The sequence below is a fragment of the Nocardioides nitrophenolicus genome (genome assembly GCF_016907515.1).
GTDB lineage: Bacteria > Actinomycetota > Actinomycetes > Propionibacteriales > Nocardioidaceae > Nocardioides > Nocardioides nitrophenolicus.
This window is the reverse complement of record NZ_JAFBBY010000001.1, coordinates 2,075,448-2,101,128: the sequence shown is the minus strand read 5'-3', so window position 1 is coordinate 2,101,128 and position 25,681 is coordinate 2,075,448. Positions and strand designations below refer to the sequence as shown.

The following is a 25,681-nucleotide window of genomic DNA, read 5'->3' as shown; positions in this document are numbered from 1 at the left end:
GAACGAATGAACGCCAACTCTCCCCGGTCGGCCCAGGACGAGACCGCCCCGCAGGACGCCCGGACACTGCTCGACGTCCGTGACCTGACCATCTCCTACGGCGGGTCCGCACCCAGCGTCCGAGGAGTCGGGCTGACGGTCTCCTCGGGTGAGATCCTCGGGCTGATCGGGGAGAGTGGCAGCGGCAAGAGCACCGTCGCGATGGCCGCGCTCGGCCTGCTCCCCCAGACCGCCCGGATCTCGGCGGAGCGCTTCGAGGTGTGCGGCGTCGACGTCCTCGGCTCCTCGCCCCAGCAGCTCACCGCCCTGCGCGGTCGGCGCATCGCCATGGTCTTCCAGGACGCCATGGGCGCGCTGGACCCGTGCATGCGCATCGGCGCGCAGATCGGCGAGGTCGTCAAGCGGCACCAGGGCCTGTCGGGGGCCCGCTGTCGGGAGGAGGTGCTGAACCTGATGCGCCAGGTCGGCCTGCCGGAGCCCGAGCGGCGTGCCCGGCAGTTCCCGCACCAGCTCTCGGGCGGCCTGCGCCAGCGCGCCGCCATCGCGGTGGCGCTGGCCGGGAAGCCGGAGATCCTGCTCGCCGACGAGCCGACCACCGCACTCGACGTGACGGTCCAGGCGGGCATCCTCACGCTGTTCCGCTCGATCCGCGACGAGCTCGGCGTCGGCATCGTCCTGGTCTCCCACGACATGGGCGTGATCGCCCAGACCGCGGACCGCGTCGCGGTGATGCTCGACGGCGAGATCGTCGAGCAGGGCTCTGTCCAGCAGGTCCTCCTGTCGCCGAGCACCGACTACGCCCGCAGGCTGCTCGACGCCGCGCCCGACCTGGACGCCGCGGCCCAGGACCGCGCGCCGGCCGCGCCGCCGGAGGGACCGGCCGAGGTGGTCCTCGAGGCGGCCCATGCCTCGAAGCGGTACCGCTCCAAGGGGCGTCAGGTGGTCGCCGTCGACGACGTCTCCCTGCAGGTGCACCGCGGCGAGGTGCTCGGGATCGTGGGCGAGTCCGGCTCGGGCAAGAGCACTCTGGCCAAGCTGCTGGTGCGCCTCGAGGATGCCTCCACCGGGGACCTGCGGATGAACGGCGTCCACTACGGACAGCTCAAGGGCGCGCTCGGCCGCAGGATCCGCGGCAAGATCCAGATGGTGTTCCAGCATCCGGCCGGGTCGCTCAACCCCCGGATGAAGGTGGGCCGGTCGATCCGCGAGCCGCTGACCGTCGAGGGAGTGAGCCGACCGACCGCGGACGCCCGGGTCCAGGAGCTGCTGAGGGAGGTCGGGCTCCCCGAGGAGAGCGCCCAGCGGCTGCCCCACGAGTTCTCCGGCGGGCAGAAGCAGCGCATCGCCATCGCGCGCGCGGTGAGCTCCTCACCCGAGATCGTGATCCTGGACGAGCCGACCTCGGCGCTCGACGTGTCGGTGCAGGCCCAGGTGCTGGGTCTGCTCGACCGGGTCCGGGAGCAGCGGGACCTGACCTATGTGTTCATCTCCCACAACCTCTCCGTGGTGCGGGCGATCAGCGACCGGGTCGCCGTGATGTACGCCGGCCGCCTGGTCGAGGTGGGGCCGGGCGAGGAGGTCTTCGCGAACGCCCAGCACTGGTACACCAGGGCGCTCGTCGCCGCTGTGCCGTCGACCGATCCCCGGCACCGCGACACCGACGTCGCCGACCCCGAGCAGGTCGCCGACCCGGCCGCGTTCGAGCTCACCGCCGAGCAGCGGGAGCATCCGGCGTGTGCCTTCGCGCCACGCTGCCCGATGGCGATGGCCCGCTGCTGGAGCGAGGTGCCCGACCTGGTCGAGGTGCGCCCCCGACAGCTCGTCGCCTGTCACGCGCCGACCTCCACGGCGGCTTCGGCGGGGTCGGCGGCGTCGTCGGCGCCGGAGCGGGAGAGGGAGCTGGCATGAGCGACCTGGCCACCCTGGACGCCCTCGACCAGGCGGCGCTGGTCCGCTCCGGCGAGGTGACGCCCGTCGAGCTGGTGGAGGCGGCGATCGAGCGGATCGAGCAGGTCGACCCGGCGATCAACAGCGTGATCCACCGGCGCTACGACCGCGCGCTCGAGGAGGCCCGTCGGGTCGACCCGGCGGCTCCGTTCGCCGGCGTGCCCACGCTGTCCAAGGCGCTCAACGACACGGTCGGGGATCCCGCGCACTACGGCAGCGCCTGGGTCGCCCGGTCCGGACGCACCGCACGGCGCGACGCCGTCATGGTGGCGCGGATGCGGGCCGCCGGCTTCGTCGTGCTCGGCCAGACCTCCACGCCGGAGTTCGGCGTGCTGTCGGTCAGCGAGTCCCGGGTGCACGGCGTGACCCGCAACCCGTGGTCCCTCGACCTCACCCCCGGCGGCTCGAGCGGCGGTGCCTCGGCCGCCACCGCGGCCGGCCTGGTGCCGATCGCCCAGGGCGGTGACGGCGGCGGCTCGATCCGGATGCCGGCCGCGTTCTGCCACCTGGTCGGCCTGAAGCCCACCCTCGGCCGGATCAGCGGTGGTCCCGGCGGCGCCAACCGTTGGGGACACAGCGTCCCGGCCGTGGTGACCCGGACCGTCCGCGACACCGCGGCCCTGCTCGACGCGGTCGCCGGACCGGCGGCGGGCGACGCCACCGCGCCCCTGGACCCGCCCGACGGCGGCTTCGTCTCGGCGCTCCAGCAGCCGCCGCGCCGGCTGCGGATCGGCGTCCTCGACCACGCCCCGGGCCATGCGCCGCAGGTCACCGACGAGGTCCGGGCCGCGGTGCGCGAGATCGCCGCGCTGCTGAGCGACGCCGGTCACGAGGTGGTCGAGGGCCACCCCGAGGCGATGCTGGACCCGCGGGCGCTGCCCGCCTTCTTCGACGCGCTGAGCGTCACGGTCGTGCAGAGCGTCGACGCCATGGCCCGTGAGATCGGCCCGCCGGGGCCGGGGGACCTGGACCCGGTCACCGAGCACTGGCTGCGCCGCGGCCGCGAGCTGTCCGGCGTCGAGCTCGCCGACACCTTCCTGTGGCAAGGAGAGTTCCGCGCGCGGATGGCGCAGTGGTGGAGCAGTGGCTTCGACCTGCTGCTGAGCCCGGTCTTCGCCTCCCGACCCAAGCAGGTCGGGTGGCCGTGGGCGGAGCCGGACGGGATCCAGCTCTCGGTGGACGTGCTGTCCTTCACCGCGCCGTTCAACACCACCGGCCAGCCGGCGATCTCCGTGCCCGCCACGCTCACCGCCGACGGCGTACCGCTGGGCGTGCAGCTGGTCGCCGACCACGGTCGCGAGGACCTGCTGATCGGCGTCGCTGCCGAGCTGGAGCAGGTGCGCCCCTGGGCGCACCTGCGGCCACCGACCTTCGCCGCCTGACCCCCACCGACGAGACCGAGGACAGCACCATGCGCAAGCACTACGCGGACACCCGCCACGGACAGATCCACTACGTCGAGGCCGGTTCCGGCCCCGTCGTCCTGCTCCTGCACCAGACGCCCCGGTCCTGGGACGAGTACCGCGACGTGATCCCGCTGCTGGCGGACCGGTTCCGCGTGATCGCCCCGGACACGCTGGGCTTCGGGTCCTCCGACGTCCCGCCACAGGCCTGGTCGGTGGAGCTGTTCGCCGACGGGGTCGAGGACCTCCTCGACGCCCTGGCGATCGACCGGGCCGCGCTGGTGGGCCATCACACCGGCGGCGTGGTCGGCCTCGAGGTCGCCGCGCGCCGGCCCGGCGCGACGAGCGCGCTGGTCCTCTCCGGCGTGCCGTACGTCGACGCGCCGCGTCGCGCGAAGGTCGCGACCCGGCCCCCGATCGACGGGGTGCCGATCTCGGACGACGGCAGCCACTACGCCCTGCTCTGGGACCGGCGCGCGGCGTTCTACCCCGCCGACCGCCCGGACCTGCGGCACCGGCTGATGGTCGACGCCGTCCGCCTCGGCGAGCGGGTCGAGGAGGGGCACGTCGCCGTCAACGCCTACCGGATGGAGGACCGGATCGGGGACGTGGCGGCGCCGACGCTCGTGGTCTGCGGTGAGCTCGACGAGTTCTCGCTGCCCGACGTGCCGCTCCTGCTCGAGCGGCTGCGGGTCGCCGAGTCCGCCACCCTCCCGGGCGTGGGCGTCCCGTCCGTGGACCACGACCCGACCACCTTCGCCAAGGTGGTCGGCGAGTTCCTCGACCGGACGGCCGGCGCCTGAGCGCCTTCAGCGCAGCGCGCCGAGGAACTCCCGTACGTGGCCGGCCACCTGGTCGGCGCACTGCTCCATCGCGGGGATCCGGCCACCGTCGAGCGACCGGGTCGTGACCGAGCGCGTGCCGGTGAGCGCCGCGCGCACGGCGGGCAGCGCCGGTACGGCGAACGGGTCGTCGCTCGGCGCGAGCAGCAGCACCGGCGCCGTCACGCCCGCGATCCGCAGGTCCATCTCGTAGCGTCCGACCGCGCGGTGGCCCTCGGCGGGATCGACGCCGGGCGCGAGCGCGTCGCGGACGTAGCGGTCCAGCAGGTCGGGCCGGCCCGCGGGGTAGTAGGGCCGGCGCTGCCGCCACAGCTCGACCAGGTGGCCGCCGTCCTCGGCGCGCTCCGCCTCGTCGACGCCGAGCTCGTGGTCGCGTTCGCGGCGGGCGCGGTCCACCCACGGCATCGCGGACAGCACCAGTCCGTCCACCCGGTCCGGCGCCCGCACGGCGAGCTCCTGCGCCACCACCGCGCCGGTGTGGTGGCCGAGCACCACCGCCGCGTCGATCTCCAGCGCGTCGAGGAGGGCGAGCGCGCCGTCGGCCATCGCCTCGATCGTCTGCGGTGCGGCGAGCGGCGCGCTCAGCCCGAAGCCGGGCAGGTCCATCGCCAGGGTGCGGCAGTCCGCGGCCAGCAGTGCCTGCACCTCGGCGAACTCGTCGAGGGAGCGCGGCGTCTGGTGCAGCATCAGGACGACGCGTCCGGTGCCGGCCTCGGCGTAGTGTAGCTGACCGAGCGGGGTGTCGGCATAGCCACGGCGGATGCTCATCGGTGGTCTCCTTGGATGGGTGGTGGGCCGGCGGGGGATGCTCAGCGCCGGGGAGGTGTGCCGTGGCGGACGGCGAGCATGCCGCAGGTGGCCGCGCCGGCGGCCGCCAGCGCGGCACCCGAGGCCACCAGCCACGCGAGGTCGTAGCCGTGCTGGTGCACCACGGCCGCGAAGGTCAGCGGGCCGACCAGGCCGCCGAGGAAGATCCCGGCCTGGGTCCGGCCGGTCGCCGCGGCGATCCGGTCGGGCCGGACGCCGACGACGACCAGGTTGAACAGGCCGTTCCAGCCCCAGCCGAACGCATAGGCCGCCACGGTGCCGACGAGGAAGCCGGCCGGCGTACCGCTGGCGAGGCAGAGGAAGCCGAGTCCGCCCAGCACCAGCAGGCTTCCGATCAGGACGAGCCGGCGCAGCGTGGTCGCGTGGCTGACGCCCAGCGGTGCGCCGATCCGGGTGGCGGCGCACGCGATGCTGCCGAGCACCTGCGCCGAGGCGACCACGCCGGGGGAGAGGCCGGAGGCCAGCCCGGTGCTCGCGACGTACGACGGCAGCGAGGTCGCCGCCGTCGAGCCGAGGAAGCCGGTGGCCACCAATGCCGCGAGCACCCACGGGCTGCCGTGAGGTGCGGCGACCGCGGCCGGCCGCGGGCCCACCGGGCCGGGCGGCACGACGCGAGGACGACGGACGGTGGCGGGCAGGGTCCGGGTCCCCCACAGCGCGCCCACGGTGAGGACGGCCACGGCGAGCACGGTCCAGCGCCAGCCACCGGCATAGCTCGCGACGCCGAGCACGACGCCCGCGATGAGCGTCGCCGTCGGGATGGCGGCCTGCACCACGCCGAACACCAGGGCCTGGAGCCGACCGGCCCGCACCTCGGCGAGCACCGCGTTCGCCGCGGGCTGCACGACCGAGTTGGGCAGCCCGAGGATCCCCAGCACCACGACGATGTGCGCGGCGCTCCCGGCCGCGGCGATCGCGAGCAGGCCCACGGTGGTCATGGCACAGGTGAGGCGCAGGGAGAGCACCACCCCGATCCGGCCGACGGTCCAGCCGCCGAGCGGGGAGAGCACCCCGGACACGAGGTAGTAGGCGGCGATGCCGATGCCGACGGCACTCGCGCCGAACGACATGTCGCGGGCGATCAGCGGCGCCAGCGCCCCGACCAGGAACGGGGGGATCGCGGCGCTGACGATGACGCCGGTGACCGCCGCCGTCGGCCGGAGAGCGGCTCGGCGCTCGGCACTCGACGCGACACCCGCCGTGGCCGCCCCCTCGAGCCTGGTCACGTCACGGCTGCTCGGCGAGGAGCGGCAGCACCGCCGAGCCGACCTCGTCGACGAGCGCCTCCGGGAGGTCCCACGAGCCGACGTGCTGGAAGAAGATGCCCGTGGCGCCGCGGGCCTGGGTGGCGCGCACCAGCTCGGCGATCTCGCTCGCCGTCCCGAACAGCCCGAACGTGCGGGCGAACGCGACCGCGTCCTCGTCGCTGATCCAGCGGGAGCACACCTCGACGGCGTGCTGCCAGTCCTCGGCGTGGACGAGGTCCGGGACCACCTCGGGCACGTGGGCCGGCACGTCGACCTCGATGCCGGCCGCGGCGAGGGCGGCGGCGCCGCCCCGCTGGGCGATGGCGGCCGCGATCGGCTTCATGATCCGCGCGTCGCGCTCGATGTCGTCGGTCACGAGAGCGTGGGCGGAGACGGTGATCTCGATGTCCTCGAAGCGACGCCCCGCGGCCTCGGCGCCCTCGCGGACCGCGGCGACCGCGCGCTCCAGCGGCGCCGCGGCGACCCCCGACAGCAGGATGACCCCGTCGGCGATCTCGCCCGCCAGCCGGAGGTTGCGTGGCCCCGTCGCCGCGACGTGGATCGGCACGCCGGCCGGCCGCGGGTCCCGCAGGCGGGCGACGGCCTCGCCGTACGCGACGTCCTCGCCGCGGACCAGGCGGCGGATCTGGTCGACCCCGTCGCGCAGCTCGGCACCCCTGCTCGGCGGCAGGCCGATCGGCTCCACCGAGCTGTGTCCCACGCCCAGCCCGAGCACGAACCGGCCGGGCGCCACCTCGTCGATGCCGCGAGCCAGCCCGGCGACCACGCTGGGGTGGCGGGTGACCACGTTCGACACGGCGGTCGCCAGCCGCAGGGTGGACGTGCGCCCCGCGGCGGCGTAGAGGGTGAGGAAGGCGTCGCGCCACAGGGTCTGCGAGTCGGGCACGTAGAGGGTGTCGAAGCCCGCCTTCTCGACCCGCGCCGCGAAGTCCCCGAGCTCGTCGGCCGGGCGGCAGGGAGGCATCCGGACGCCGATGCGGAGCCGCTTGGTCATGAGGCACCCCTCCTGGGTGGGTAGCTGGAAGAGCCCGGTCGCACGGGCCGACCGCGGTCGGCGGCACGGGCTGTTCCGGACGGTAGGCGCGGCGGGCGACTCGTGGCGCGCGGGGCGGATCGGTGAGCGGAACGGAGGTGGTCAGTCGCCCAGGTGCTCGCGCACCAGAGCGGCGACGAGGTCGGGGTCCTCGACCATCGGGGAGTGCCCGCAGCCCGCCAGCTCGACGGCCTCGGCCCCCGCGATGCCCGCCACCAGCTCCCGGACGTGGGCGGCGGTGCGAGCGGTGTCGTGCTCCCCGCGCAGCACCAGCGTGGGCGCCGTGATCGACGCGAGGCGGGGGCGCAGGTCGCTCGCGCGCGCCGCGGTCAGGACCGCGGCCACGAAGCCGGGCTCGGCGCCGAGGACCTCGCCCACCCAGCGGGCGCGGTCCGCCGCGGCGGGCGGCCGCGTGACGAGCGCGTCGACGAGCCGCCCGGTGAGGCTGGGGCGCCACGCCGGCTGCTCGAGCCAGCGGCTCACCAGCAGCCCGAACGGCGTGGGCGGGCCGTCGAGCGAGGCGCCGGTGCCGATCAGGACCAGCCGCCGCACCCGCTGCGCGGCGTCGGCCGCGATCAGCTGCGCGACGATGCCGCCGACGCTGTTGCCGACGACGTCGACCCGGTCCAGACCCTCCTCGTCGAGCAGCGCGAGCGCCGCCCGGGCGAGCCCGGCCGGAGAGGCCCACGCCGACCACTCGTGCGGCGCACCGCCCTCGGCGAGGGAGTACCAGTCCACGGCGTACGACGGCACGTCGAGCCGGTCGGCGAGCGGCTCCCACATCTGCCGGCAGCCGAACCACGGGTGCAGGAGCAGCACCGGGGGCCGGCCGGCCGGGGCGGACCCGTCGCCGGCATGGCGGGAGTAGCGCAGCCGGGCCCCGGCCAGCCGGACGACGCCGTCGTGGGCGGGCGTCACTGACCGGCGTACCCGGCGACCAGGGGGGTGTCCACCCCGAGGTCGCCGAGCGGGCCGGCCCCGCCGGGGTTCCCGAGCGGCTCGCTCCGGCCGGGCAGCGGCTCGGCGAAGAACGCGGCCGAGTCCCGCAGGAAGGTCGACAGCAGCTCGTCCTTCCTCGCGACCCGGTCGACGACGATCGCCGAGACCGGGCACTCGACCTCGCAGGCGCCGCAGTCGATGCACTCCGCCTCGTTGATGTAGCTCTTGCGCTCGCCGACGTAGATGCAGTCGACCGGGCACACGTCGATGCACGAGCGGTCCAGCACGTCGATGCAGTCGGATCCGATGACATAGCTCATCGTGGGTTCCTCCGGGATTCGTCGGGGGTCAGGACTCGTCGGTCGAGTGACCGGGGAAGAGGGAGAGGTCCGGGTCGAGGTCCACCGCGACGTGGTTCATCGCCAGCGCCACCTCGCCGAACCCGACGGACATCAGCTTGACCTTGCCGTCATAGTCGGCAAGGTCGCCGGCGGCGTACACCCGCGGCAGGTTGGTGCGCATCGCGCGGTCCACCTCGACCGAGCGGCCGCGCAGCTCCAGGCCCCACTGCCGCATCGGCCCGAGGTCGGAGATGAAGCCCAGCGCCGCCACGACGTGGTCGGCGGCGACGACCTGCTCGGCCCCGTCCTGGTGGCGCACGGTGACCTTCTCCAGCCGTCCGGCGGCGAGATCGCCGCCGAAGGCGGCCACCTCGCTGTCGGTGACGATCGTGACGTTGGCGTGGGCACGCACCCGCTCCAGGGTCGCGGCATGCCCGCGGAAGTGGGAGCGCCGGTGGACCAGGGTGATCGAACGGGCGATCGGGGCCAGGGCGTCGGCCCAGTCGAGTGCGGAGTCGCCGCCGCCGACGACGACCACGTCCTGGCCGCGGTGCACCTCGGGCTCGACGACGAAGTAGGACAGCGCGGTGCCGAGCCACTCGGCCCCGGTCGCCAGCGGCCTCGCCCTCGGGGTGCCGATGCCGGCGGTCAGGACCACCGCTCCGGCACGCACCCGGGTCCCGTCGTCGAGGGTCACCACCGGCCCCGCCTCGCCCGGCTCGAGCGCGACCGCCTGCCGGCCGAGGAGGTAGGTCGGCGCGAAGGCGTCGGCCTGGTCGGCGAGGGCGGCGACGAAGTCCCGGCCGCGGATGCTGGGCAGGGCGGCGACATCGCGGATCTGCTTCTCCGGGTACAGCGCCATCACCTGTCCGCCGACCTGGGGCAGCACGTCGACCACCACCGTGGTCAGTCCGCGGAAGCCGGCGTAGTAGGCGCCGTACAGACCGGTGGGACCGGCGCCGATGATGAGGACGTCGGTCTCGACGGTCGTGGGCGTGGTGGTCACCAGGAACTCCTCGGGAACGGTGGGGCTCGACTCGCGTGGCGCCCTGCGGGGCGCCACGGTCCGGTGACTTTAGGGATCGGCCCGGGCCGTGGTCGCACGTTCTGGATCGCTCAACGGACCGCGTCTTCCGCGGCGTTCCGGGCTGTTCCGGGGCGGACGGAGCGCCGTTCCGGTGGACGAACCGAGCTCCTTGGTGACGTCCGTCGTGGAGTGATCTGCTCTCGTCAACCGGACGACCCCCGAGCGCCGGCGCCGCACGTCTCGTGGCAGCGCCGATCCTGAACCACCGGAGCACCCATGACGCACACCGCGGACCCACAGCCGCCCGCCGACGCCCCCGTCGGCACCCAGAGGACCAAGCCCGTCGAGAAGCACCGCGCCGGACGGCTGCCGGGCCGCCAGGACTGGCGCAGCTGGCCGCACTACCAGGCCGCCAAGGCGGGCTTCCGCGGCTACTGGTATCCCGTCTGCTTCTCCAACCAGGTGACCGGCAAGCCCAAGCAGGTCACCCTGCTCGGCGAGAAGATCGTCATCATCCGCGACCAGGGCCGCGTCTACGCGCTCTCCGACCGGTGCCCCCACCGCGGCGTACCGCTCAGCTGCGGCAACCAGCAGTTCAAGGGCACGCTGTCCTGCGTCTACCACGGCTGGACCTTCGACCTGGACTCCGGCGAGCTGGTCGCGGCCATCACCGACGGCCCGCAGTCGCCCATCCGCGGCAAGGTGGTCCAGCCGACGTACGACGTCGAGGAGCGCCTCGGGATGGTGTGGATCTTCGTCGGCGACGGCGAGAAGCCGCACCCCATCGACGACCAGCTGCCCGAGGAGCTCGTGTCGAACCCGGCGGTGCTCGGCGCGCGGATCCAGCCGCGGGAGGGCAACTGGCGCTTCGCCTGCGAGAACGGGTACGACGAGGGGCACGCCAAGTTCCTGCACCGCACCGCCCTGTGGCGGATGTTCAAGCCGATGCCGGTGTGGAACATCACCCAGATCGTGCAGCGCGGCCGGTGGATCTACCGCACCCAGACCGAGCAGCACTGGGACGCCGACTACCCGGGTGTCGGCACCTGGACCAGCCGCGCCTGGTACAAGGCCAAGCCGCCGAAGGACCCCAAGCAGGTCTCGAACATCGGCAACACCGGTCCGGGCAAGGACCCGAACCCGGTGATCGCCGCCCAGGAGTTCCCCGGGTTCGCGTCGGTCAGCATGCCGGGCGTGCTGCGCATCGTCTACCCGAGCTTCATCCACTACGAGTTCTACGTCCCCGTCGACGAGAACGACCACCTCTACGTCGGCGTGCTCGCGGAGTTCCGGGAGGGCTGGAAGGTGCTCCCGTTCTACGCCAAGTACCTCGGCTGGGTGCGGTGGCTGTTCCACGGCCAGTTCTCCGGCCAGGACAAGTGGATGGTCGAGGTGACCGACGCGCCGCCGGAGAAGCTGTACCGGCCCGACGAGTCGCTGCTGAAGTGGCGCAAGCTCGCCGAGGACGTCACCGAGGAGCGCCTCGAGAAGCTGGCCGCCGACGGCATCGTGCCCGCGGAACCGCGGGTGTGAGGAGGCACGGTCCGTGAGCTCCATCGTGATGGGCGTGGGTGCCTCGCACTCCACGCTGATGAACACCCACTGGGACCAGGTCGTGCACACCGCGCGTGCCGAGGCGTTCCGCGACTCCCTCGCCGTCGTACGGCAGCGGCTGGTCGAGGCCCGCGTGGACGCGGTGGTGATCATCGGGTCGAACCACTTCCGTGGGTTCTTCCTGGACATGATCCCCGCGTTCACGATGGGCGTCGGCGAGGTGATCGCGGCCGGTGAGGCCCGCACGCCGAAGGGACCGCAGAAGACCGATCCGGTGCTCGCCCAGCAGCTCGCGACCCATCTGGTCGAGTCCGGGGTGGAGGTCGCGATCTCCGCGCGGCTGCAGATCGACCACGGCCAGTCGCACGCGATCCAGTACCTGCTCGACGGCCTCGACGTGCCCGTCGTACCGCTGGTGATCAACGTCTTCGCCCAGCCGCTGCCGACGCTCGCGCGATGCGCCGAGCTGGGTCGCCGGCTCGCGGAGGCGATCGAGGCGGTCGACGACGGTCGCCGGATCGCCGTCATCGCCTCCGGCGGGCTGTCGCACCAGCTGCCCTGGCCCAGCGACTGGGCCGACCCCCAGAACGAGGACGAGGAGTTCCTGGTCGACGCCTGGCTCAACGGCCGTGGCGAGTGGGAGCGCTTCGACCAGCGCCGCCGCGAGATCATCGTCGCCGCGCAGCCCTGCATCTTCGAGGACTTCGACCACCGGTTCCTCGCCGACCTCGAGGCCGGCCGCCTCGAGAGCTATCTCTCCCTCACCACCGCGCGCCTCGAGGAGGTCGCCGGCAACGGCGGCCAGGAGCTGCGCACCTGGCTCGCCATGGCCGCCGCGCTCGGGTTCGCGCCCGGGGAGGCGCTGTGCTACTCCGCGATGCCGGAGTGGCTGACCGGCATGGGCACCGCCGTGATCGACCCCACCCAACCCCGTACGACAGGAGTCCCCGCATGACCACCGCGGAAGCCGAGCGGCTCAGCTCGCCACCGGGCGGGCCCGCCCCGGAGAGTCGGTACGTCGACGCCGACGGCGTGCGCTACCACTACCACGACGTCGGCGACGGCGCGGCGACGATCTTCCTGCACGGCGGGGGTCCGGGCTGCACCGGCTGGAGCGACTTCGGTCCGGTGACGCCCTACTTCGCCCGCGACCGGCGCTGCCTGCTCGTCGACATCCTGCAGTACGGCAAGTCCGAGAAGTGCCGCATCTCCGGGCCGATGTGGGACTTCCACGCCGCCAAGACGGTCGCCTTCATGGACGCCCTCGGCATCGACCGGGCCGACTTCGTCTGCAACTCCTGGGGCGGCACGATCGCCCTCGCGGTCGCGGCCTCCCGGCCCGAGCGGGTCCGCTCGCTCGTCGTGACCGGCTCCATGCCGGTGTTCTACGGCCCGCTCGCTCCGCTGCCCGAGCGCGGGCACCGCGGCCGCTCGGCGCGCGACGTCTACTACGGCGGCGAGGGCCCGACCGAGGAGAAGATGCGCCAGCTGCTCACCCGGCTCGAGTGGTACGACGCCGACCGGCTGCCCGACGAGACCGTCGAGCTGCGCCACCAGCAGAGCCTGGACCCGGAGGAGCGCGCCCTGGCCGCGATGTCGGACTCCCCGCGCGGCGACTGGCAGGACCTGACCGAGCAGCTCGGCCGGATCGAGGCGCCGACGCTGTTCATGTGGGGGCGCGAGGACGCCTTCCTCACCCCCGACTACCCGCTCATGCTCTCGCGGATGGTCCCGCGCGGGAGCCTGCACGTGATGGACCACGTCTCCCATCACCTCCAGGAGGAGCGGCCCGCGGCCTATCACGCCGTCGTCGACGGCTTCCTGCGCTCGGTGGACCACCCATGAGCGCGACCGACTCCCCTTCCCGCCCTGCTCACCACCGGAGGACTCCTCGATGAGGCGAACGATCGTCATCGCGTCGGTGCTCGCCGTGGGCGCGGGCCTGCGCTACGCGGCCCAGCGCCTGGCCACCCACCAGCCGGTGATCCCCGCGGTGACCAACCGGGTCAACACCCAGGTCCACCGCATCAACCAGCGCTGAGCGCCGTCCCCGGCGCGTTCGACGCCCCATCTCTAGGAGTAGCCATGACTTCCGCACCCCGCACGATCTGGACCGAGCTCGCCGGGCTCGACTTCCAGGTGACCACCGTCGACGCCGCGGGCGTCCCCACCCGCTCCCTCCAGGCGGGCAGTGGCGAGCCGGTGATCTTCCTGCACGGCACCTCGGGCCACCTCGAGGCGTTCATGCGCAATGTCGGGCCGCATGCGGAGAAGTACGCCGTGCACGCCATCGACATGCTCGGCCATGGCTTCACCGGCAAGCCGGACTTCCGCTACGAGATCCCGCGCTACCGCGACCACCTGCTCGCCTATCTCGACGCGCAGGGCATCGAGCGGGCGCACATCGCCGGTGAGTCCCTCGGCGGCTGGGTCGGCGCCCGGGCGGCGATCGACGTACCCGACCGGATCGCGTCGCTCCAGCTGCTGTGCGCCGGAGGGACGGTGGCCAACCCCGAGGTGATGGAGCGGATCCGCACCAGCACCCGCAAGGCGGTCGAGACCGACGACGTCGAGCTGACCCGGGCCCGGATGCGGCTGCTGATGCACGACCCGGCCGACGCCACCGAGGAGCTGGTGGCCGTGCGGCACGAGATCTACCACCGGCCGGACTTCGTGGCCAACATCGACAACCTGCTGTCGCTGCAGGACATGGAGACCCGGCTGCGCAACATCCTGCGACCGGAGGACCTGGCGCGGCTCACGGTGCCGACCCTGATCGTGTGGGGCCGCAACAACCCGTTCGGCGAGGTTCCCGAGGCCAGCGCGATGCACGACCACATCCCCGGCTCGGAGCTGGTGCTCTTCGACGACTGCGGCCACTGGCCGCAGCACGAGAAGGCCGCGGAGTACAACGAGCTGAGCCTCGCCTTCCTCGCCAAGCATCCGGTCGCGTGATGGCGGAGCCGGCGATGACCACGATGCGCGCGGTCCGGGTCCACGGCTGGGGTGCGCCGCCGACGGTCGACCTGGTGCCGCGCCCGCGGCGCGCGGAGGGCGAGAGCCTGGTCCGGGTGGAGGCCGCGGCGGTCTCCCACCTCGACCTCACCGTGGCCGGTGGCCGCTTCGACCTCAGGCCGGCGCTGCCGTACGTCGGCGGCACCGGCGGCTGCGGGGTGGTCGTCGAGTCCGACACCGTGCCGGTCGGCGAGCGGGTGCTGCTGCGCGGCGGCGGTCTCGGGCTCAAGCGCGACGGCACCTGGGCGGAGTACGTCGCGGTGCCCGACCGCAACCTGAGCGGACTGCCCCACGGCCTCGCGCCGGAGGTCGCGGCGACCTTCTTCACGCCGTTGACGACCGCCGCCGCTGCCCTGCGCCACGTGGCCCGGCTCGGGGAGTGGGGTGACGTGGAGTCCGCGGCCGACGAGCTGGTCGTGGTCGGCGGCGCCGCCGGAGGCGTCGGCTCGATGGTCGTCCAGCTCGCCCTGCGCGAGGGGGCGGAGGTGATCGGCGTGGTCGCCGACGAGGAGCAGGCGGCGAGCCTGCCCGCCGACGTCGAGCCGGTGGTCTCCACCGACGCGGCCCGCGCGGCCGAGCTGGCCCGCGACCGGCCGGCGTCCCTGCTCGTCGACACCCTCGGCGGTCCGGGCCTGGGCGCTCGGTGCGGCTGGGTGCGGCCGGGTGGCCGGGCCGTCTCGATCGGCTACGTCGCCGGCACCGAGCTGAGCCTGGACCTCCCCAACTGGCTGTTGCAGGACGTGGCGCTGCTGCCGGTCAACATGATCCGCCGCGACCGCGAGGCGCGGGAGCTCGCGGCCGAGCTCGCGCCGCTGCTGGCGGCCGGGCAGCTCGCGGTCGACGTCGAGCCGTTCGGCTTCGAGGACTCCGGACGCGCGCTGGAGCTGCTCGGCTCCGGCAAGCTGCGGGGTCGCGCCGTCCTGGTGCCGCGGGAGCGGTGATGAGCGCGGTGGAGGAGACCGGCCTGGATCCGGCGATCGTGCAGGCGGCGGAGCGGCTGCGGCACGCGCAGACCACCGGCCGGGCCTGTCCTCCCATCCGGGATCTCGTCGGCACCGACCAGCTCGGCGCGGCGTACGCCGTGCAGCACCATGTCGCCGCCCTGCAGCAGATCAGCGGCGCCCGGATCGTCGGCCGCAAGCTCGGCATGATGTCCGCGGCCGTCCGCGCCCAGCTCGGGGTCACCGAGCCGACCATCGGCACCCTGATGGACACCATGCAGGTGCGCCACGACGCCGTGGTCCCGGTCCGCCGGCTGCTGCAGCCGCTGGCGGAGGCCGAGGTGGCGTTCCGGCTGGTCGCGGACCTCGACGGGGCCGACATCGACGACGCGCGGGTGCGCGCGGCCGTCGGCGAGGTCTATGCCGCCCTGGAGGTGGTCGACAGCCGGATCGCCGACTGGGACATCTCCGCCGTGGACACCATCGCCGACAACGCCTCGGCCGGCCTCTTCGTGCTCGCCCCCGAGGGCCGTCCGCTCGGCGACTGGGACCTGCGGCTGCTCCGGATGGAGCTGCGCTGCTGCGGCCGGGTCGTGTCGACCGGCAGCGGCGGCGACAACTGCATGGGCGACCCGTTGCAGGGCCTGGTCTGGCTGGCCCGCGAGGCGCACCGTCAGGGGATCCCGCTGCGCGCGGGCATGCTGGTGCTCGCCGGCGCCCTCGGCCCGATGGTGCCGATCCACGAGGGCGACTCCTTCGTCGCGCGGATCGGCGACCTGCCCGAGGTCGCCGTCCACTTCCGCAGCAGCGTGGCCGCCCGAGCCGCGGAGTCGGCCCGATGACGCCCGACCCCGCCGTCGACGAGGCGGTGCGCGCCGCGCTGGCGGAGGTGACCCGCGACCGGCTCCTCGACGCCGTCGTCGGGCTGGTCGACATCCCGAGCCCCACCGGGGCGGAGCGTCCCGCCGCGGAGTGGCTCGCCGCCCGGCTCGGCGCGTCCGGCCTCGACGCCTCCACCCAGGTCATCGACGACCACCAGGCCAATGCGGTCGGCGTGCTCCGCGGACCCGACGACGGGCCGTCCGTGCTGCTGTACGCGCCGCTCGACACCTTCACCACGGGTCGGGCCGAGCTCGACCTGCCCTGGGCGGCGCCCGCGCTGCGGGACGACATGCGTCCGCGCGCCGTGGTCCACGGCGACCTGGTCACCGGCCTGGCCGCCGGCAACCCCAAGGGCCACGCGGCCGTCGTGCTGGCGACCGTCGGCGCGCTCGCGGCAGCGGGCGTCCCGGTGCCGGGTGACGTGGTGGCCGGCTTCGGGGCGGGCGGGATGCCCAGCTTCGCGGTCCCCGGCGTCGGCACGCCCGGCCGCGAGAACACCGGCCACGGCGTCGGCGCCACCTTCCTGCTCGAGCGCGGCTTCACCACCGACCACGCGGTCATCGCCAAGCCCGGCTGGTGCGTGTCCCACGAGGAGGTCGGCCTGGTCTGGCTCGACGTCGAGGTGCCCGGCGAGCACACCTACGTCGGCAGCCGGCACCGGCTGCCCTACCGCAACGCCGCCACGCTCGCCGCCGCCGTCATCACCCGCCTGGAGGCGTGGTTCGACGACTACGCGGCGGCGCACGAGGTCGGCACCATGCGCCCGCAGGGCGTCGTGTCGTCGGTCGTCGGCGGCTTCGACCGGCTCGCGGCCTCGACCTCCGCGCTGGTACGGGTGCGCCTCGACGTACGGATGACCCCGGACCAGACCGCGCCGGCGGTGGTCCGCGAGGTGCGCGCCCGGCTGCGCCTGCTCGGCGAGGAGCTGGGCGTCCCGCTCACCGCCCGCCAGGTCGCCGCGGTGCCGGGCACCCGGACCGATCCCCAGGCGCCCGTCGTCCGCGCGGCCATCGCCGCCTGGGAGCGGGTGGAGGGTCGTCCGCACCAGCCGATCACGGCCAACAGCGGCGCGACGGACGCCAACATCCTGCGCTTGCGCGGGGTCCCGACCGCTCGGGTCGGGATGCCGAAGGTGCAGGCGGCGCCCGACGGCGGTCCGGTCGACTTCACGCTGGGCATGAACATCGTGGACGTGAACGCCATGCGTAGACTGGTGGAAGTCTTGATCAGAACGGTTCTCGCGCTCGGGAGCGGGGCAGCAAGGTCGGGGAGGGGCGACTGACCATGGCCAGCCAGGCCCGCTCGTACGGCGAGGGACTCGGCCAGGGAGCCAACAGCGTCCTCGGCAAGGCCCGCCTCATCCTCGAGGCCTTCGAGCTGGACGACATGGACCTCTCGCTCTCGGAGCTGTCGCGCCGCACCGGCATCTCCAAGGCGTCGGTCCACCGGCTCGCCCAGGAGCTGCTCGACTGGGGGATGCTCGAGCGGTCCGGCCAGGAGTACCGCCTCGGCATGCGCGCCTTCGAGCTCGGCTCCCGGGTGCCGCGCTTCCGGGTGCTGCGCGACGCGGCCCGGCCGTTCATGGAGAGCCTGCACTTCGCGACCAAGGAGACGATCCTCCTCTACGTGCGCGACGGCCGCGAGCTGCTCTGCGTCGAGAAGATCGCCAGTGGCCCGGAGGCCGCGAAGCCGTCGAAGATCGCGCGGCGCGCGCCGCTGCACTGCACGTCCAGCGGGAAGGTGCTGCTGGCCTACTCGCCCACCTCGGTCGTCGAGGACGTCATCAGCGGCGGCCTGGCGCGCTTGACGCCGTCGACGACGGTGGCGCCCGGCATGCTCATCGAGCAGCTGCGCAAGGCCCGGGAGAACGGCTTCGCCACGGAGATGGAGGAGGTCGTCCAGGGCTACTGCTCGGTCGGCGTCCCGATCTTCAGCAGCAGCCAGCTGGTCCTCGGCGCCCTGTCGATCGTCGCGCCGACCTTCCGCGCCGACGTCCCCAAGCTCACCCAGGCGCTGATGGCCACGACCAGCCGGCTGTCACGCTCGACCCTGCTCAACTGACCTCGACCGACCTCAGCGGCCCGCGAAGCGCGGGTCCCGCTTGTCGAGGAAGGCCTGCAGCCCCTCGGCGGCGTCCTCGAGGCCGAGGTTGGCCGTCACGTAGCGGTCCTCGACCTCGTCCAGCGCCCGGTCGAGCGGCAGGTCCAGGCCCTCGAGGACGGCCCGCTTCACGAGCCCGAGCGTGGCCGTCGGCAGTGCGGCGAGCCGGTGCGCCTCCGCGGCCACGACGGCGTCGAAGTCCTCGCCGGCCACGAGGTCGACCAGCCCGAGCGCGAGGGCCTGGTCGGCGGCCAGCCGGGTGCCGTCGAAGATCAGCCGCTTGGCGAGGTGCGGCCCGACCAGGCGGGGCAGCCGCTGCGACCCGCCCGCGCCGGGGAAGATGCCCAGCCGGGTCTCGGGGAAGCCGAAGGTCGCCCGGGCCTGGAGGATCCGCAGGTCGCAGGCGAGCGCGAGCTCGGCGCCGCCACCCAGGGCGTGCCCGTTCATGGCGGCGACGACCGGCTTGGGCGCCCGCTCCAGGAGTCGCTGCACGTCGACCCACCGTCGCATCGCGCGGTAGGTGTCGGGGTCCAGGCGGCGCATGACGCGGATGTCGGCGCCGCCGACGAAGACCCGGCCGGTGCCGCGGACCACGACGCAGCGGACCGTCGGGTCCTCCGTCACCCGGGGCAGCCCGGCGATCAGCCGCTCGATGAGGTCGGGATCGACCGTGTTGGCGGGACCGTTGTCGAGGACGACGGTGGCCACCGCGCCGTCGTACTCGATCCGGAAGCCGGGCTCGCCGACGCCGGTCGGGCTCACGTCGGGTCGGGTCATTCCAGGACTCCTTGCTCGTGCAGGCGGGCGATCTCGCTCTCGTCGAGGTCGAGGATCTCGGTCAGCAGCTCGTCGGTGTGCTGCCCCAGGAGCGGCGCCGGCGAGCTGAGGCGTCCGGGCGTCCCGGTGAGGTGGGCGACGAGTCCCTCGACACGAACCGGGCCGGCGAGCGGGTGCTCCTGGGTCGGGTAGAACCCGCGCGCGGCGAGCTGGGGGTCGAGCGTGACGAGATCGCGGCCGTCCCGGACCGGGTACGCCGCCACGCCCTGTCGCTGCAGCTCGGTGGCGACGGCGTCGGCCTCGCCGCCGGCCGCCGCCGTGGTGAGCAGGGTGACCGCGGCGCCGGGATCGCCCGGACGCTCGCCGGTGACCGCTGCGACGGCGGAGGCGAACCGCCGCGGCTCGGTGGCGCCGACCGCCAGCCAGCGGTCCTCGCCCGCGGTGCGGAGCAGGAGCGGCCCGACGGTGGCGCCGGCCGGGAGCGGATCCGGGTCGGGAAGCGCCGTGTCGAGCAGCGCGGTGCCCAGGTGGGCCGCCATCGCCTCGAGCTGGGACAGGTCGACGTGACCGGCCTCCCCGCGCCACAGGTGCTCCAGCGTCGCCAGGGTGGCGGCGTTGGCGGCGACCATGTCGCCGAGGCCGAAGGTCAGGCCCTGGGGCGGCCGGCCGTGGCGCCCGGTCTCGTGGGTGAGCCCCGACATGGCGGCGAGCGTGTCGGCGAAGGTCACCGCGGTGCGCCACGGCCCGTCGGACCCGACGCCGGACATCGACACCAGCACCGCCCGTGGGTTGAGCTCGCGCAGCTGCTCCCAGCCCAGGCCCCACTTCGCCAGCGTTCCGGGGGAGAAGTTCTCGACGATGACGTCGGCCTCGCCCGCGAGTCGGCGCAGGAGCGCGGGACCCTGGTCGGTGCGCAGGTTGAGCGCCAGGCTGCGCTTGTTGCGGTTGAAGTTGACGAAGTAGCCCGAGTCGTCGGGGCCCGCGCCCGGCCGCAGCCGCATCGACGGTGCGAACCGGGTCGGGTCCTGGCGATGCCGCGACTCGACCTTGACGATGTCGGCGCCGTGGTCGCCGAGGGTGCGGGTCACATAGGGTCCGGCGAGCACCCAGGTCAGGTCGAGGACCCGGACGCCGGCGAGCGCACCGGCGGGTGCGCCGTCGGGCGTGCCCGGGTGGGGGGCCCCCGCTTCCGCCGGGCGGGTGCGGACCGGCGGAAGCGTCGTGTCGAGCCAGGTGACGTCCGCGCCGACGGGCACCGGGGCCGGGAGCCGGACCGGCCGTCGTACGGCGCTCGACTCGTAGGGGAACCCGACGTCGGCGACCGGCCCGTCCGCCGTCTCGATCTCGGTGAGGAAGCCGCGGTGGGCGAGCTGCGGGTTGTCGAGGAGGCCGGCGGGCGTGGCGACCGCCGCCCAGGGCAGGGCACGGGCCCGCCCCTCGGCCGCGATCGCCGCGGTGGTGCGGTGCCGGGTGAACGCGGTGACGACCTCGTCGACGTGGGCGCGCTGCTGCCAGCGGTGGACCGGGTCCTGCCAGACCGGGTCAGTGAGGTCGGCGGCCTCGCCGGTCTCGACCAGCCAGGCGAGCAGGTCGTCCCACATCCGGTTCGGGCCGGAGTAGCCGCCCGCGACGTAGCCGTCGGCGGTCGGGAACACCCGGTGGGCGACGTGCGCGTAGACGCCGCTGGTCCGGCCCGGGACCGTGCCGCCGTGGATCCAGGAGATCGCGCCGGTCTCCAGGGTGGCGGCGACCGCCTCCTGCACCGAGACCTCGGCGAGCTGGCCGGCGCCGGTGCGCCGCCGGGCGATGACCGCGAGCAGCGCGGCCATGGCGGCGTGCGCGCCCGCGAGCTGGGTGGCCTGCTCGCGCGGGGGCGGAGTCGGCTCCGCGCCGGGGTCGCCCCCGAGCCAGGCCATCCCGCCGGCCGCCGCCGCGACGGTGTCGTCGGCGGTCCACGCGGCCCGGGGACCGGTCAGCCCGAAGGGCGTCACGACGACGTGCGCCACGTGCGCCCACGCGTCGGGCGCGGCCTCGCGCAGGGCGAGGGTGCGGAGCCCGGCGACGGGACCGGACTCGAGCACCACGTCCGCGCCGGCCACCAGGCGGGAGACGACGTCGTCGACCTGATCCGGGGCGAGGCGCACCCGTCGCTTGCCCGCGTGCCAGTGCAGCTCGGCCGCGCGGGGCGCGGGCGGACGGGAGTCGGGCTCGAGCCGGATCACGGCGGCGCCGGTGCCGACGAGGAGCCGGCCGGCCATCAGGGCGAGGTCGTCGGTCAGGTCGAGGACGCGGAGCTGGGTGGTCATGGGGCCTCTCGTCGGTGGGTGGCTCGGCCGCCCGCGTCCCAGGCGTGGGGCGGAAGGCCGCGTCGCCGCAGGGCGGCTCGGTCGAGCTTGGCGTTCGCGTTGTGCGGCAGGTCGTCCTCGACCGACAGGTAGCGGGGCACGGCATGGCGGGGCAGCCGTGCCCGACAGTGCTCCCACAGGGCGCCGGGATCGAGCCGCCGGTCCGGCGCCGGCACCACCACGACCAGCACCTCGTCCTCGGTGAGCTCGGAGGGCACGGCCACCGCGGCGGCCTGTGCCACCCCGTCGTGGGCGAGCAGGGCCTGCTCGACCTGCTGCGGGTCGATGTTGACGCCGCGGCGGCGGATCACGTCCCCGAGCCGGCCCTCGACGTACAGCCAGCCGTCGCGGAGCCGGGCCCGGTCGCGGGTGCGGAACCAGCCGTCCCGCCAGGCCTCGCGGGTCGCCTCCTCGTCGCCGGCGTAGCCCAGGAACGCCTGCCCGGCCCGTCGTGGCCGGACCAGGAGCTCGCCGACCCGGCCCTCGGGCACGGTCCGGCCCCGTTCGTCGGCGACGCGCACGTCGTAGTCGTCGAGCGGACGGCCCGCGGCGCCCGGGCGGAGCTCGTCGACGCCGGTGATGGCGACGTCGCCGAGCTCGGTGCACGCATAGGCCTGGCGCAGGGTGACGCCGTACCGCTCCCGGAACGCGGCGACCAGGTCCGCGGGGGCGGGACCGCCGTACGCGACCCGGAGCGCGTGCTCCCGGTCGTACGGCGACGGCGGCTGCGCGAGCAGCATCGCGCAGACGGCGCCCATGAAGTTGAAGGCGGTGACCGCCTCGCTCCGCACCACCTCGAGGAACCCGGAGGCCGAGAACCGGGGCGCCACCACGATCCGCGCGCCGCTCAGCAGAGCGGGCAGGAAGCAGGCGTGGCGGGCATTGATGTGGTGCCACGCGAAGTAGCTGAGCAGGACGTCGTCCGGCCCGTAGCGCAGTGCCATCGCCACCTGCCGGGCCTGTCGCAGGGGCGCGCCGGCGGGGAGCACCGCGGCCTTCGCTCGGCCCGTGGTCCCCGAGGTCGCCATGACGAGCACCGGGTCGGTGGGCGCCATCGCCCGCGGCGGCCGCGCGGGCAGGTCGTCCCGGCCTTCGGGGAGGTCGACGTCGACCCGCAGCAGCGGCAGGCCGGCGGCGGTGGCGAGCGCGGTCAGCAGCGGTTGGGCGGTGACCCGGGCGGCTGTGGCGAGGACCGCGACCGCCCGGGTCGTCACGGTCAGGTGGTGCGTCCAGCGCGCGTCGGCGTCGGGAGCGATCGGCAGCTCCACCGCGCCGAGCGCGGACACCGCCGCGGTCAGGGCGATGGCGTCCGGTCCGGCCTCGGCGGCGGTCAGCACGACGTCACCGGGCGCGACGACCCCATCGAGCCCGCCGGCCCAGGCCCGGGCACGGCGCCACAGCTCCCCGGCGGTCCACGGCTCACCGCCGACGTACCGGACGACCTCGCCGTCGGGAGCGGCTTCCGCCCGCGCCGCGAGGGCGTCGGCGACGGTGAGCACCCCGGAGGCGGCCTCGGACGTGAGCAGCACGCCTGAGCATCCGCTGCCGGGCCGCGGATCAGGAAGCGGGGCGGTCCGCTGATCGGACCACGGCGGCCGGCCGGCGTACGGCGTCGGTCACCGGGCCAGCGACGCCAGCTCCGCGCGGCTGCGCGCACCGAGCTTGCGCAGCAGGTTCGACACGTGGAACTTCACGGTGTTGGGACTGATCGAGAGCTTCGCGGCGATCTCGCGGTTCCGGGCCCCCGCCGCCACCAGCCGGAGCACGTCCTGCTCGCGGTCGGTGAGCTGGGCGTAGGTCTCCAGTGCCGGCTCCTGCTCGGGCGGCGGGTCGAGCGGGAGGGTGATCTCGATCGAGGTGCCCCAGCCGGGGGTGGAGGACACGCCCAGCGTCCCGTGCAGCATGCTGACCCGCTCGGCGATCGACCGCAGCGAGTCGTCGTGGGCGGCGAGCCGGCCGGCGCCGTCGTCGCGGACGCCGATGAGGAGGTTGCGACCGTCGCAGTCCCAGTGGATCCGGACGCGGCGCACCTGTCCGCCGTCGAGGCTCGCGAGCAGGGCCGCCCGCACGATGGCCCGCGCGGAATGGGCGACATGGCTCGGCAGCGCGCGGCCGGTCGGCGGGGGATCCACGAACTGAAGGTCGAGGTCGCTGAACCTCTCGATCGGTCGCAGGTCGGTCCGCAGCCTCTCGAAGGCGCCGACCACGGGTTCGAGCAGGGTGCGCTCGCGCCGGTCGGTCGTCGTCCGGATGTCGACCAGGGCGGCCACGGCGGTGTCGATCGCGAGCGTGCGGGCGGCCTTGTCGGAGAGGTCGGGGGACCGGAGGATCGCCAGCACCGACTCGAGGGTCACGCTGTGGCGGTCGGCCTGCTCGGCGATCGCCTGGGCGTGGATCTCCAGCTGCCGTTGCGCCGCCGCGGATTCGATCGCCGAGCGATCCTGGTCAGTCCTCACCCTCCCAGCATGCCCGGTCCCCTACCCGAACGGGTAGGCAAAACGGCTCCGTTGGGTGACCGTCTCCACCCCACCGCAGCCTTCAGGATGACTGCGTCGTCACCGGGAGGCCGGTGTGGAGGTCGAGGAAGGGTGTCCATGAGTCAGCAGGTGAAGGCCGTCGTGGCGTTGGCGAAGGGTGCGCCGGTGGAGGTCGTGACGATCAACGTTCCGGATCCGGGTCCGGGTGAGGCGGTGGTCAAGGTCCTCTCGTGCGGGGTGTGCCACACGGATCTGCACTACCGCGAGGGTGGGATCAACGACGAGTTCCCGTTCCTGCTGGGTCATGAGGCTTCGGGGGTGGTGGAGGCGGTGGGTCCGGACGTCACCTCGGTGGCGCCGGGTGACTTCGTGGTGTTGAACTGGCGGGCGGTGTGCGGTGAGTGCCGGGCCTGCAAGCGGGGCGATCTGCAGTACTGCTTCGCCACGCACAACGCGAAGCAGAAGATGACGTTGGAGGACGGCACGGAGCTGTCCCCGGCTCTGGGGATCGGGGCGTTCGCGGAGAAGACGCTGGTCGCGGCGGGGCAGTGCACGAAGGTCGACGCGTCGGCGCGTCCGGCCGCGGTCGGTCTGCTCGGGTGTGGGGTGATGGCTGGTATCGGTGCGGCGATCAACACCGGTGCGGTGGGGCGGGGCAGGTCGATCGCGGTGATCGGCTGCGGCGGGGTCGGGGTGGCCGCGGTCGCGGGTGCGGCGTTGGCGGGTGCCAGCCCGATCATCGCGGTCGACATCGACGCGAAGAAGCTGGCGAAGGCGCGTGAGCTGGGTGCGACCCACACGGTCGACTCCAGCCAGGTGGACCCCGTCGAGGAGATCAAGCGGATCTGTGCGTCGGTCTACGACGGCGCGGAGGGTGCGGATGTGGTGGTCGAGGCGGTGGGTCGTCCGGAGACGTGGAGGCAGGCGTTCTACGCGCGTGACCTGGCCGGCACGGTGGTGTTGGTCGGTGTGCCGACCCCGGAGATGAAGGTGCCGGAGATCCCGTTGATCGATGTGTTCGGTCGGGGTGGGGCGTTGAAGTCGTCGTGGTACGGCGACTGTCTGCCCTCGCGGGACTTCCCGATGCTGGTGGACCTCTATCAGCAGGGCCGGTTGGACCTGGATGCGTTCGTGAGCGAGGAGATCGGGATCGACGACATCGAGGCGGCGTTCGAGAAGATGCATCACGGTGAGGTGCTGCGCTCGGTGGTGGTCCTGTGATGACTGCTGGGGCTGCTGGGGCTGCTCGGGTGGACCATGCGGTCACCTCGGGGACGTTCTCGCTGGACGGGGAGACGTTCGAGGTCGACAACAACGTGTGGGTGGTCGGTGACGACGTCGAGTGTGTGGTGATCGACGCCCCGCATTCGGTCGAGGACATCCTGGCCGTGGTGGGGGAGCGGCGGGTGAAGGCGATCGTGTGCACCCACGCCCACGACGACCACGTCCGGGTGGCGCCCGCGCTGCGCGAGGCGACCGGTGCGCCCATCTGGCTGCACCCCGACGACCGCCCGCTGTGGGAGCTGACCCACCCAGACGCGACCTGGGACCACAACCTCCTCGACGACACGGAGCTCGCCGTCGCCGGCTGCACGCTGAGCGTGCTGCACACCCCGGGCCACGCCCCGGGTGCGGTCTGCCTGTACGCGCCGGACCTGGGCTGTGTGTTCACCGGCGACACCTTGTTCCACGGTGGACCGGGCGCGACGGGTCGCTCGTTCAGCGACCGGCCCACCCTGGAGGCCTCGATCCGGGCCAAGCTGTTCGCGCTGCCCGGCGACACCGTGGTCCACACCGGGCACGGCGAGGACACCACCATCGCCGCCGAGCGGGCGAACCTGGCGGCCGCGACGATCCGCGAGCGGATCACTGCTCGGCTCCCCGGCGAGGAGTGCGTGCCGTAGACGGCTGCCGGAGCGGGCACGTCCCGTCCGGTCCCCACCGCATACCCGGCATGATCGA

Annotated in this window: 24 protein-coding genes; 14 read left to right on the top strand and 10 right to left on the bottom strand. The window is 74.0% G+C overall.

Annotated elements, in window-relative coordinates:
- Positions 1 to 6 precede the first annotated feature (6 nt).
- From JOD66_RS10260 to JOD66_RS10250, 3 genes are read left to right on the top strand one after another with little or no spacing between them, the layout of a single operon-like run.
- Positions 7 to 1,908, top strand: a complete 1,902-nt coding sequence (locus tag JOD66_RS10260) for a dipeptide ABC transporter ATP-binding protein (RefSeq protein WP_204836773.1) — start codon at positions 7 to 9, stop codon at positions 1,906 to 1,908.
- Positions 1,905 to 3,329: an amidase gene (locus JOD66_RS10255; protein WP_204836772.1), complete on the top strand. Its 1,425-nt coding sequence runs from the start codon at positions 1,905 to 1,907 to the stop codon at positions 3,327 to 3,329. Before JOD66_RS10260 ends, JOD66_RS10255 begins: the two co-directional genes overlap by 4 nt.
- Before the next feature lie 29 nt (positions 3,330 to 3,358).
- Positions 3,359 to 4,153, top strand: coding sequence for an alpha/beta fold hydrolase (locus tag JOD66_RS10250; protein ID WP_204836771.1), 795 nt, complete (start codon positions 3,359 to 3,361; stop codon positions 4,151 to 4,153).
- A 6-nt stretch (positions 4,154 to 4,159) separates the two neighbouring features.
- On the opposite strand, the gene JOD66_RS10245 is transcribed toward JOD66_RS10250, so the two are convergent.
- The 6 genes from JOD66_RS10245 to JOD66_RS10220 form a co-directional block, all read right to left on the bottom strand.
- Positions 4,160 to 4,960: an alpha/beta fold hydrolase gene (locus tag JOD66_RS10245; protein ID WP_204836770.1), complete on the bottom strand. Its 801-nt coding sequence runs from the start codon at positions 4,958 to 4,960 to the stop codon at positions 4,160 to 4,162.
- 41 nt (positions 4,961 to 5,001) lie between these two features.
- Positions 5,002 to 6,246 carry an MFS transporter gene (locus JOD66_RS10240; protein ID WP_204836769.1) on the bottom strand — a complete coding sequence of 415 codons (1,245 nt, stop codon included), beginning with the start codon at positions 6,244 to 6,246 and terminating at the stop codon, positions 5,002 to 5,004.
- A gap of 1 nt (position 6,247) precedes the next feature.
- Entirely contained in the window at positions 6,248 to 7,282 is a 1,035-nt protein-coding gene (locus JOD66_RS10235; RefSeq protein WP_204836768.1) for an LLM class flavin-dependent oxidoreductase, read from the bottom strand.
- Between the two features lie 141 nt (positions 7,283 to 7,423).
- Positions 7,424 to 8,239, bottom strand: coding sequence for an alpha/beta fold hydrolase (locus JOD66_RS10230; protein WP_204836767.1), 816 nt, complete (start codon positions 8,237 to 8,239; stop codon positions 7,424 to 7,426).
- On the bottom strand, positions 8,236 to 8,580 hold the full coding sequence (locus tag JOD66_RS10225; RefSeq protein WP_204836766.1) for a ferredoxin family protein: 345 nt from the start codon (positions 8,578 to 8,580) through the stop codon (positions 8,236 to 8,238). The genes JOD66_RS10230 and JOD66_RS10225 overlap by 4 nt, the downstream gene beginning before the upstream one ends.
- A 28-nt stretch (positions 8,581 to 8,608) precedes the next feature.
- Positions 8,609 to 9,607, bottom strand: a complete 999-nt coding sequence (locus tag JOD66_RS10220; RefSeq protein ID WP_204836765.1) for an NAD(P)/FAD-dependent oxidoreductase — start codon at positions 9,605 to 9,607, stop codon at positions 8,609 to 8,611.
- Positions 9,608 to 9,904: 297 nt separating this feature from the next.
- Between JOD66_RS10220 and JOD66_RS10215 the strand changes: the two genes are divergently transcribed.
- Genes JOD66_RS10215 through JOD66_RS10175 form a run of 9 tightly spaced genes read left to right on the top strand, consistent with a single transcriptional unit; the run spans position 9,905 to position 18,081 of the window.
- The gene (locus JOD66_RS10215; RefSeq protein ID WP_204836764.1) at positions 9,905 to 11,161 is read left to right on the top strand and encodes an aromatic ring-hydroxylating dioxygenase subunit alpha; all 1,257 of its coding nucleotides are present in this window, start codon (positions 9,905 to 9,907) and stop codon (positions 11,159 to 11,161) included.
- A 13-nt stretch (positions 11,162 to 11,174) separates the two neighbouring features.
- Positions 11,175 to 12,137, top strand: a complete 963-nt coding sequence (locus tag JOD66_RS10210) for a DODA-type extradiol aromatic ring-opening family dioxygenase (protein ID WP_204836763.1) — start codon at positions 11,175 to 11,177, stop codon at positions 12,135 to 12,137.
- Positions 12,134 to 13,027 (top strand): alpha/beta fold hydrolase, encoded by an 894-nt coding sequence (locus tag JOD66_RS10205; protein WP_204836762.1) that lies wholly within the window; start codon positions 12,134 to 12,136, stop codon positions 13,025 to 13,027. Before JOD66_RS10210 ends, JOD66_RS10205 begins: the two co-directional genes overlap by 4 nt.
- A 49-nt stretch (positions 13,028 to 13,076) precedes the next feature.
- Entirely contained in the window at positions 13,077 to 13,223 is a 147-nt protein-coding gene (locus JOD66_RS10200) for a hypothetical protein (protein WP_204836761.1), read from the top strand.
- 44 nt (positions 13,224 to 13,267) lie between these two features.
- Positions 13,268 to 14,137: an alpha/beta fold hydrolase gene (locus tag JOD66_RS10195; RefSeq protein ID WP_204836760.1), complete on the top strand. Its 870-nt coding sequence runs from the start codon at positions 13,268 to 13,270 to the stop codon at positions 14,135 to 14,137.
- 14 nt (positions 14,138 to 14,151) lie between these two features.
- Positions 14,152 to 15,138, top strand: a complete 987-nt coding sequence (locus tag JOD66_RS10190; protein ID WP_204836759.1) for a zinc-binding dehydrogenase — start codon at positions 14,152 to 14,154, stop codon at positions 15,136 to 15,138.
- On the top strand, positions 15,138 to 15,980 hold the full coding sequence (locus JOD66_RS10185) for a 2-keto-4-pentenoate hydratase (protein ID WP_204836758.1): 843 nt from the start codon (positions 15,138 to 15,140) through the stop codon (positions 15,978 to 15,980). Before JOD66_RS10190 ends, JOD66_RS10185 begins: the two co-directional genes overlap by 1 nt.
- Positions 15,977 to 17,302, top strand: a complete 1,326-nt coding sequence (locus JOD66_RS10180; protein WP_204836757.1) for a M20 family metallopeptidase — start codon at positions 15,977 to 15,979, stop codon at positions 17,300 to 17,302. The genes JOD66_RS10185 and JOD66_RS10180 overlap by 4 nt, the downstream gene beginning before the upstream one ends.
- Before the next feature lie 2 nt (positions 17,303 to 17,304).
- Entirely contained in the window at positions 17,305 to 18,081 is a 777-nt protein-coding gene (locus tag JOD66_RS10175) for an IclR family transcriptional regulator (RefSeq protein ID WP_204836756.1), read from the top strand.
- A gap of 12 nt (positions 18,082 to 18,093) precedes the next feature.
- On the opposite strand, the gene JOD66_RS10170 is transcribed toward JOD66_RS10175, so the two are convergent.
- The 4 genes from JOD66_RS10170 to JOD66_RS29060 all read right to left on the bottom strand — a co-directional run bounded on the left by JOD66_RS10170 (position 18,094) and on the right by JOD66_RS29060 (position 23,698).
- On the bottom strand, positions 18,094 to 18,897 hold the full coding sequence (locus JOD66_RS10170; protein ID WP_204836755.1) for an enoyl-CoA hydratase/isomerase family protein: 804 nt from the start codon (positions 18,895 to 18,897) through the stop codon (positions 18,094 to 18,096).
- Positions 18,894 to 21,203 (bottom strand): CaiB/BaiF CoA-transferase family protein, encoded by a 2,310-nt coding sequence (locus JOD66_RS10165; protein WP_204836754.1) that lies wholly within the window; start codon positions 21,201 to 21,203, stop codon positions 18,894 to 18,896. The genes JOD66_RS10170 and JOD66_RS10165 overlap by 4 nt, the downstream gene beginning before the upstream one ends.
- The gene (locus JOD66_RS10160; RefSeq protein WP_204836753.1) at positions 21,200 to 22,771 is read right to left on the bottom strand and encodes an AMP-binding protein; all 1,572 of its coding nucleotides are present in this window, start codon (positions 22,769 to 22,771) and stop codon (positions 21,200 to 21,202) included. The genes JOD66_RS10165 and JOD66_RS10160 overlap by 4 nt, the downstream gene beginning before the upstream one ends.
- A gap of 87 nt (positions 22,772 to 22,858) precedes the next feature.
- Positions 22,859 to 23,698 carry a LuxR C-terminal-related transcriptional regulator gene (locus tag JOD66_RS29060; protein ID WP_307823420.1) on the bottom strand — a complete coding sequence of 280 codons (840 nt, stop codon included), beginning with the start codon at positions 23,696 to 23,698 and terminating at the stop codon, positions 22,859 to 22,861.
- 138 nt (positions 23,699 to 23,836) lie between these two features.
- On the opposite strand from JOD66_RS29060, the gene JOD66_RS10150 reads away from it, so the two are divergent.
- Positions 23,837 to 24,940, top strand: a complete 1,104-nt coding sequence (locus tag JOD66_RS10150) for an S-(hydroxymethyl)mycothiol dehydrogenase (protein WP_205126325.1) — start codon at positions 23,837 to 23,839, stop codon at positions 24,938 to 24,940.
- Positions 24,940 to 25,623: an MBL fold metallo-hydrolase gene (locus tag JOD66_RS10145; protein WP_204836752.1), complete on the top strand. Its 684-nt coding sequence runs from the start codon at positions 24,940 to 24,942 to the stop codon at positions 25,621 to 25,623. Before JOD66_RS10150 ends, JOD66_RS10145 begins: the two co-directional genes overlap by 1 nt.
- Positions 25,624 to 25,681: the final 58 nt, after the last annotated feature.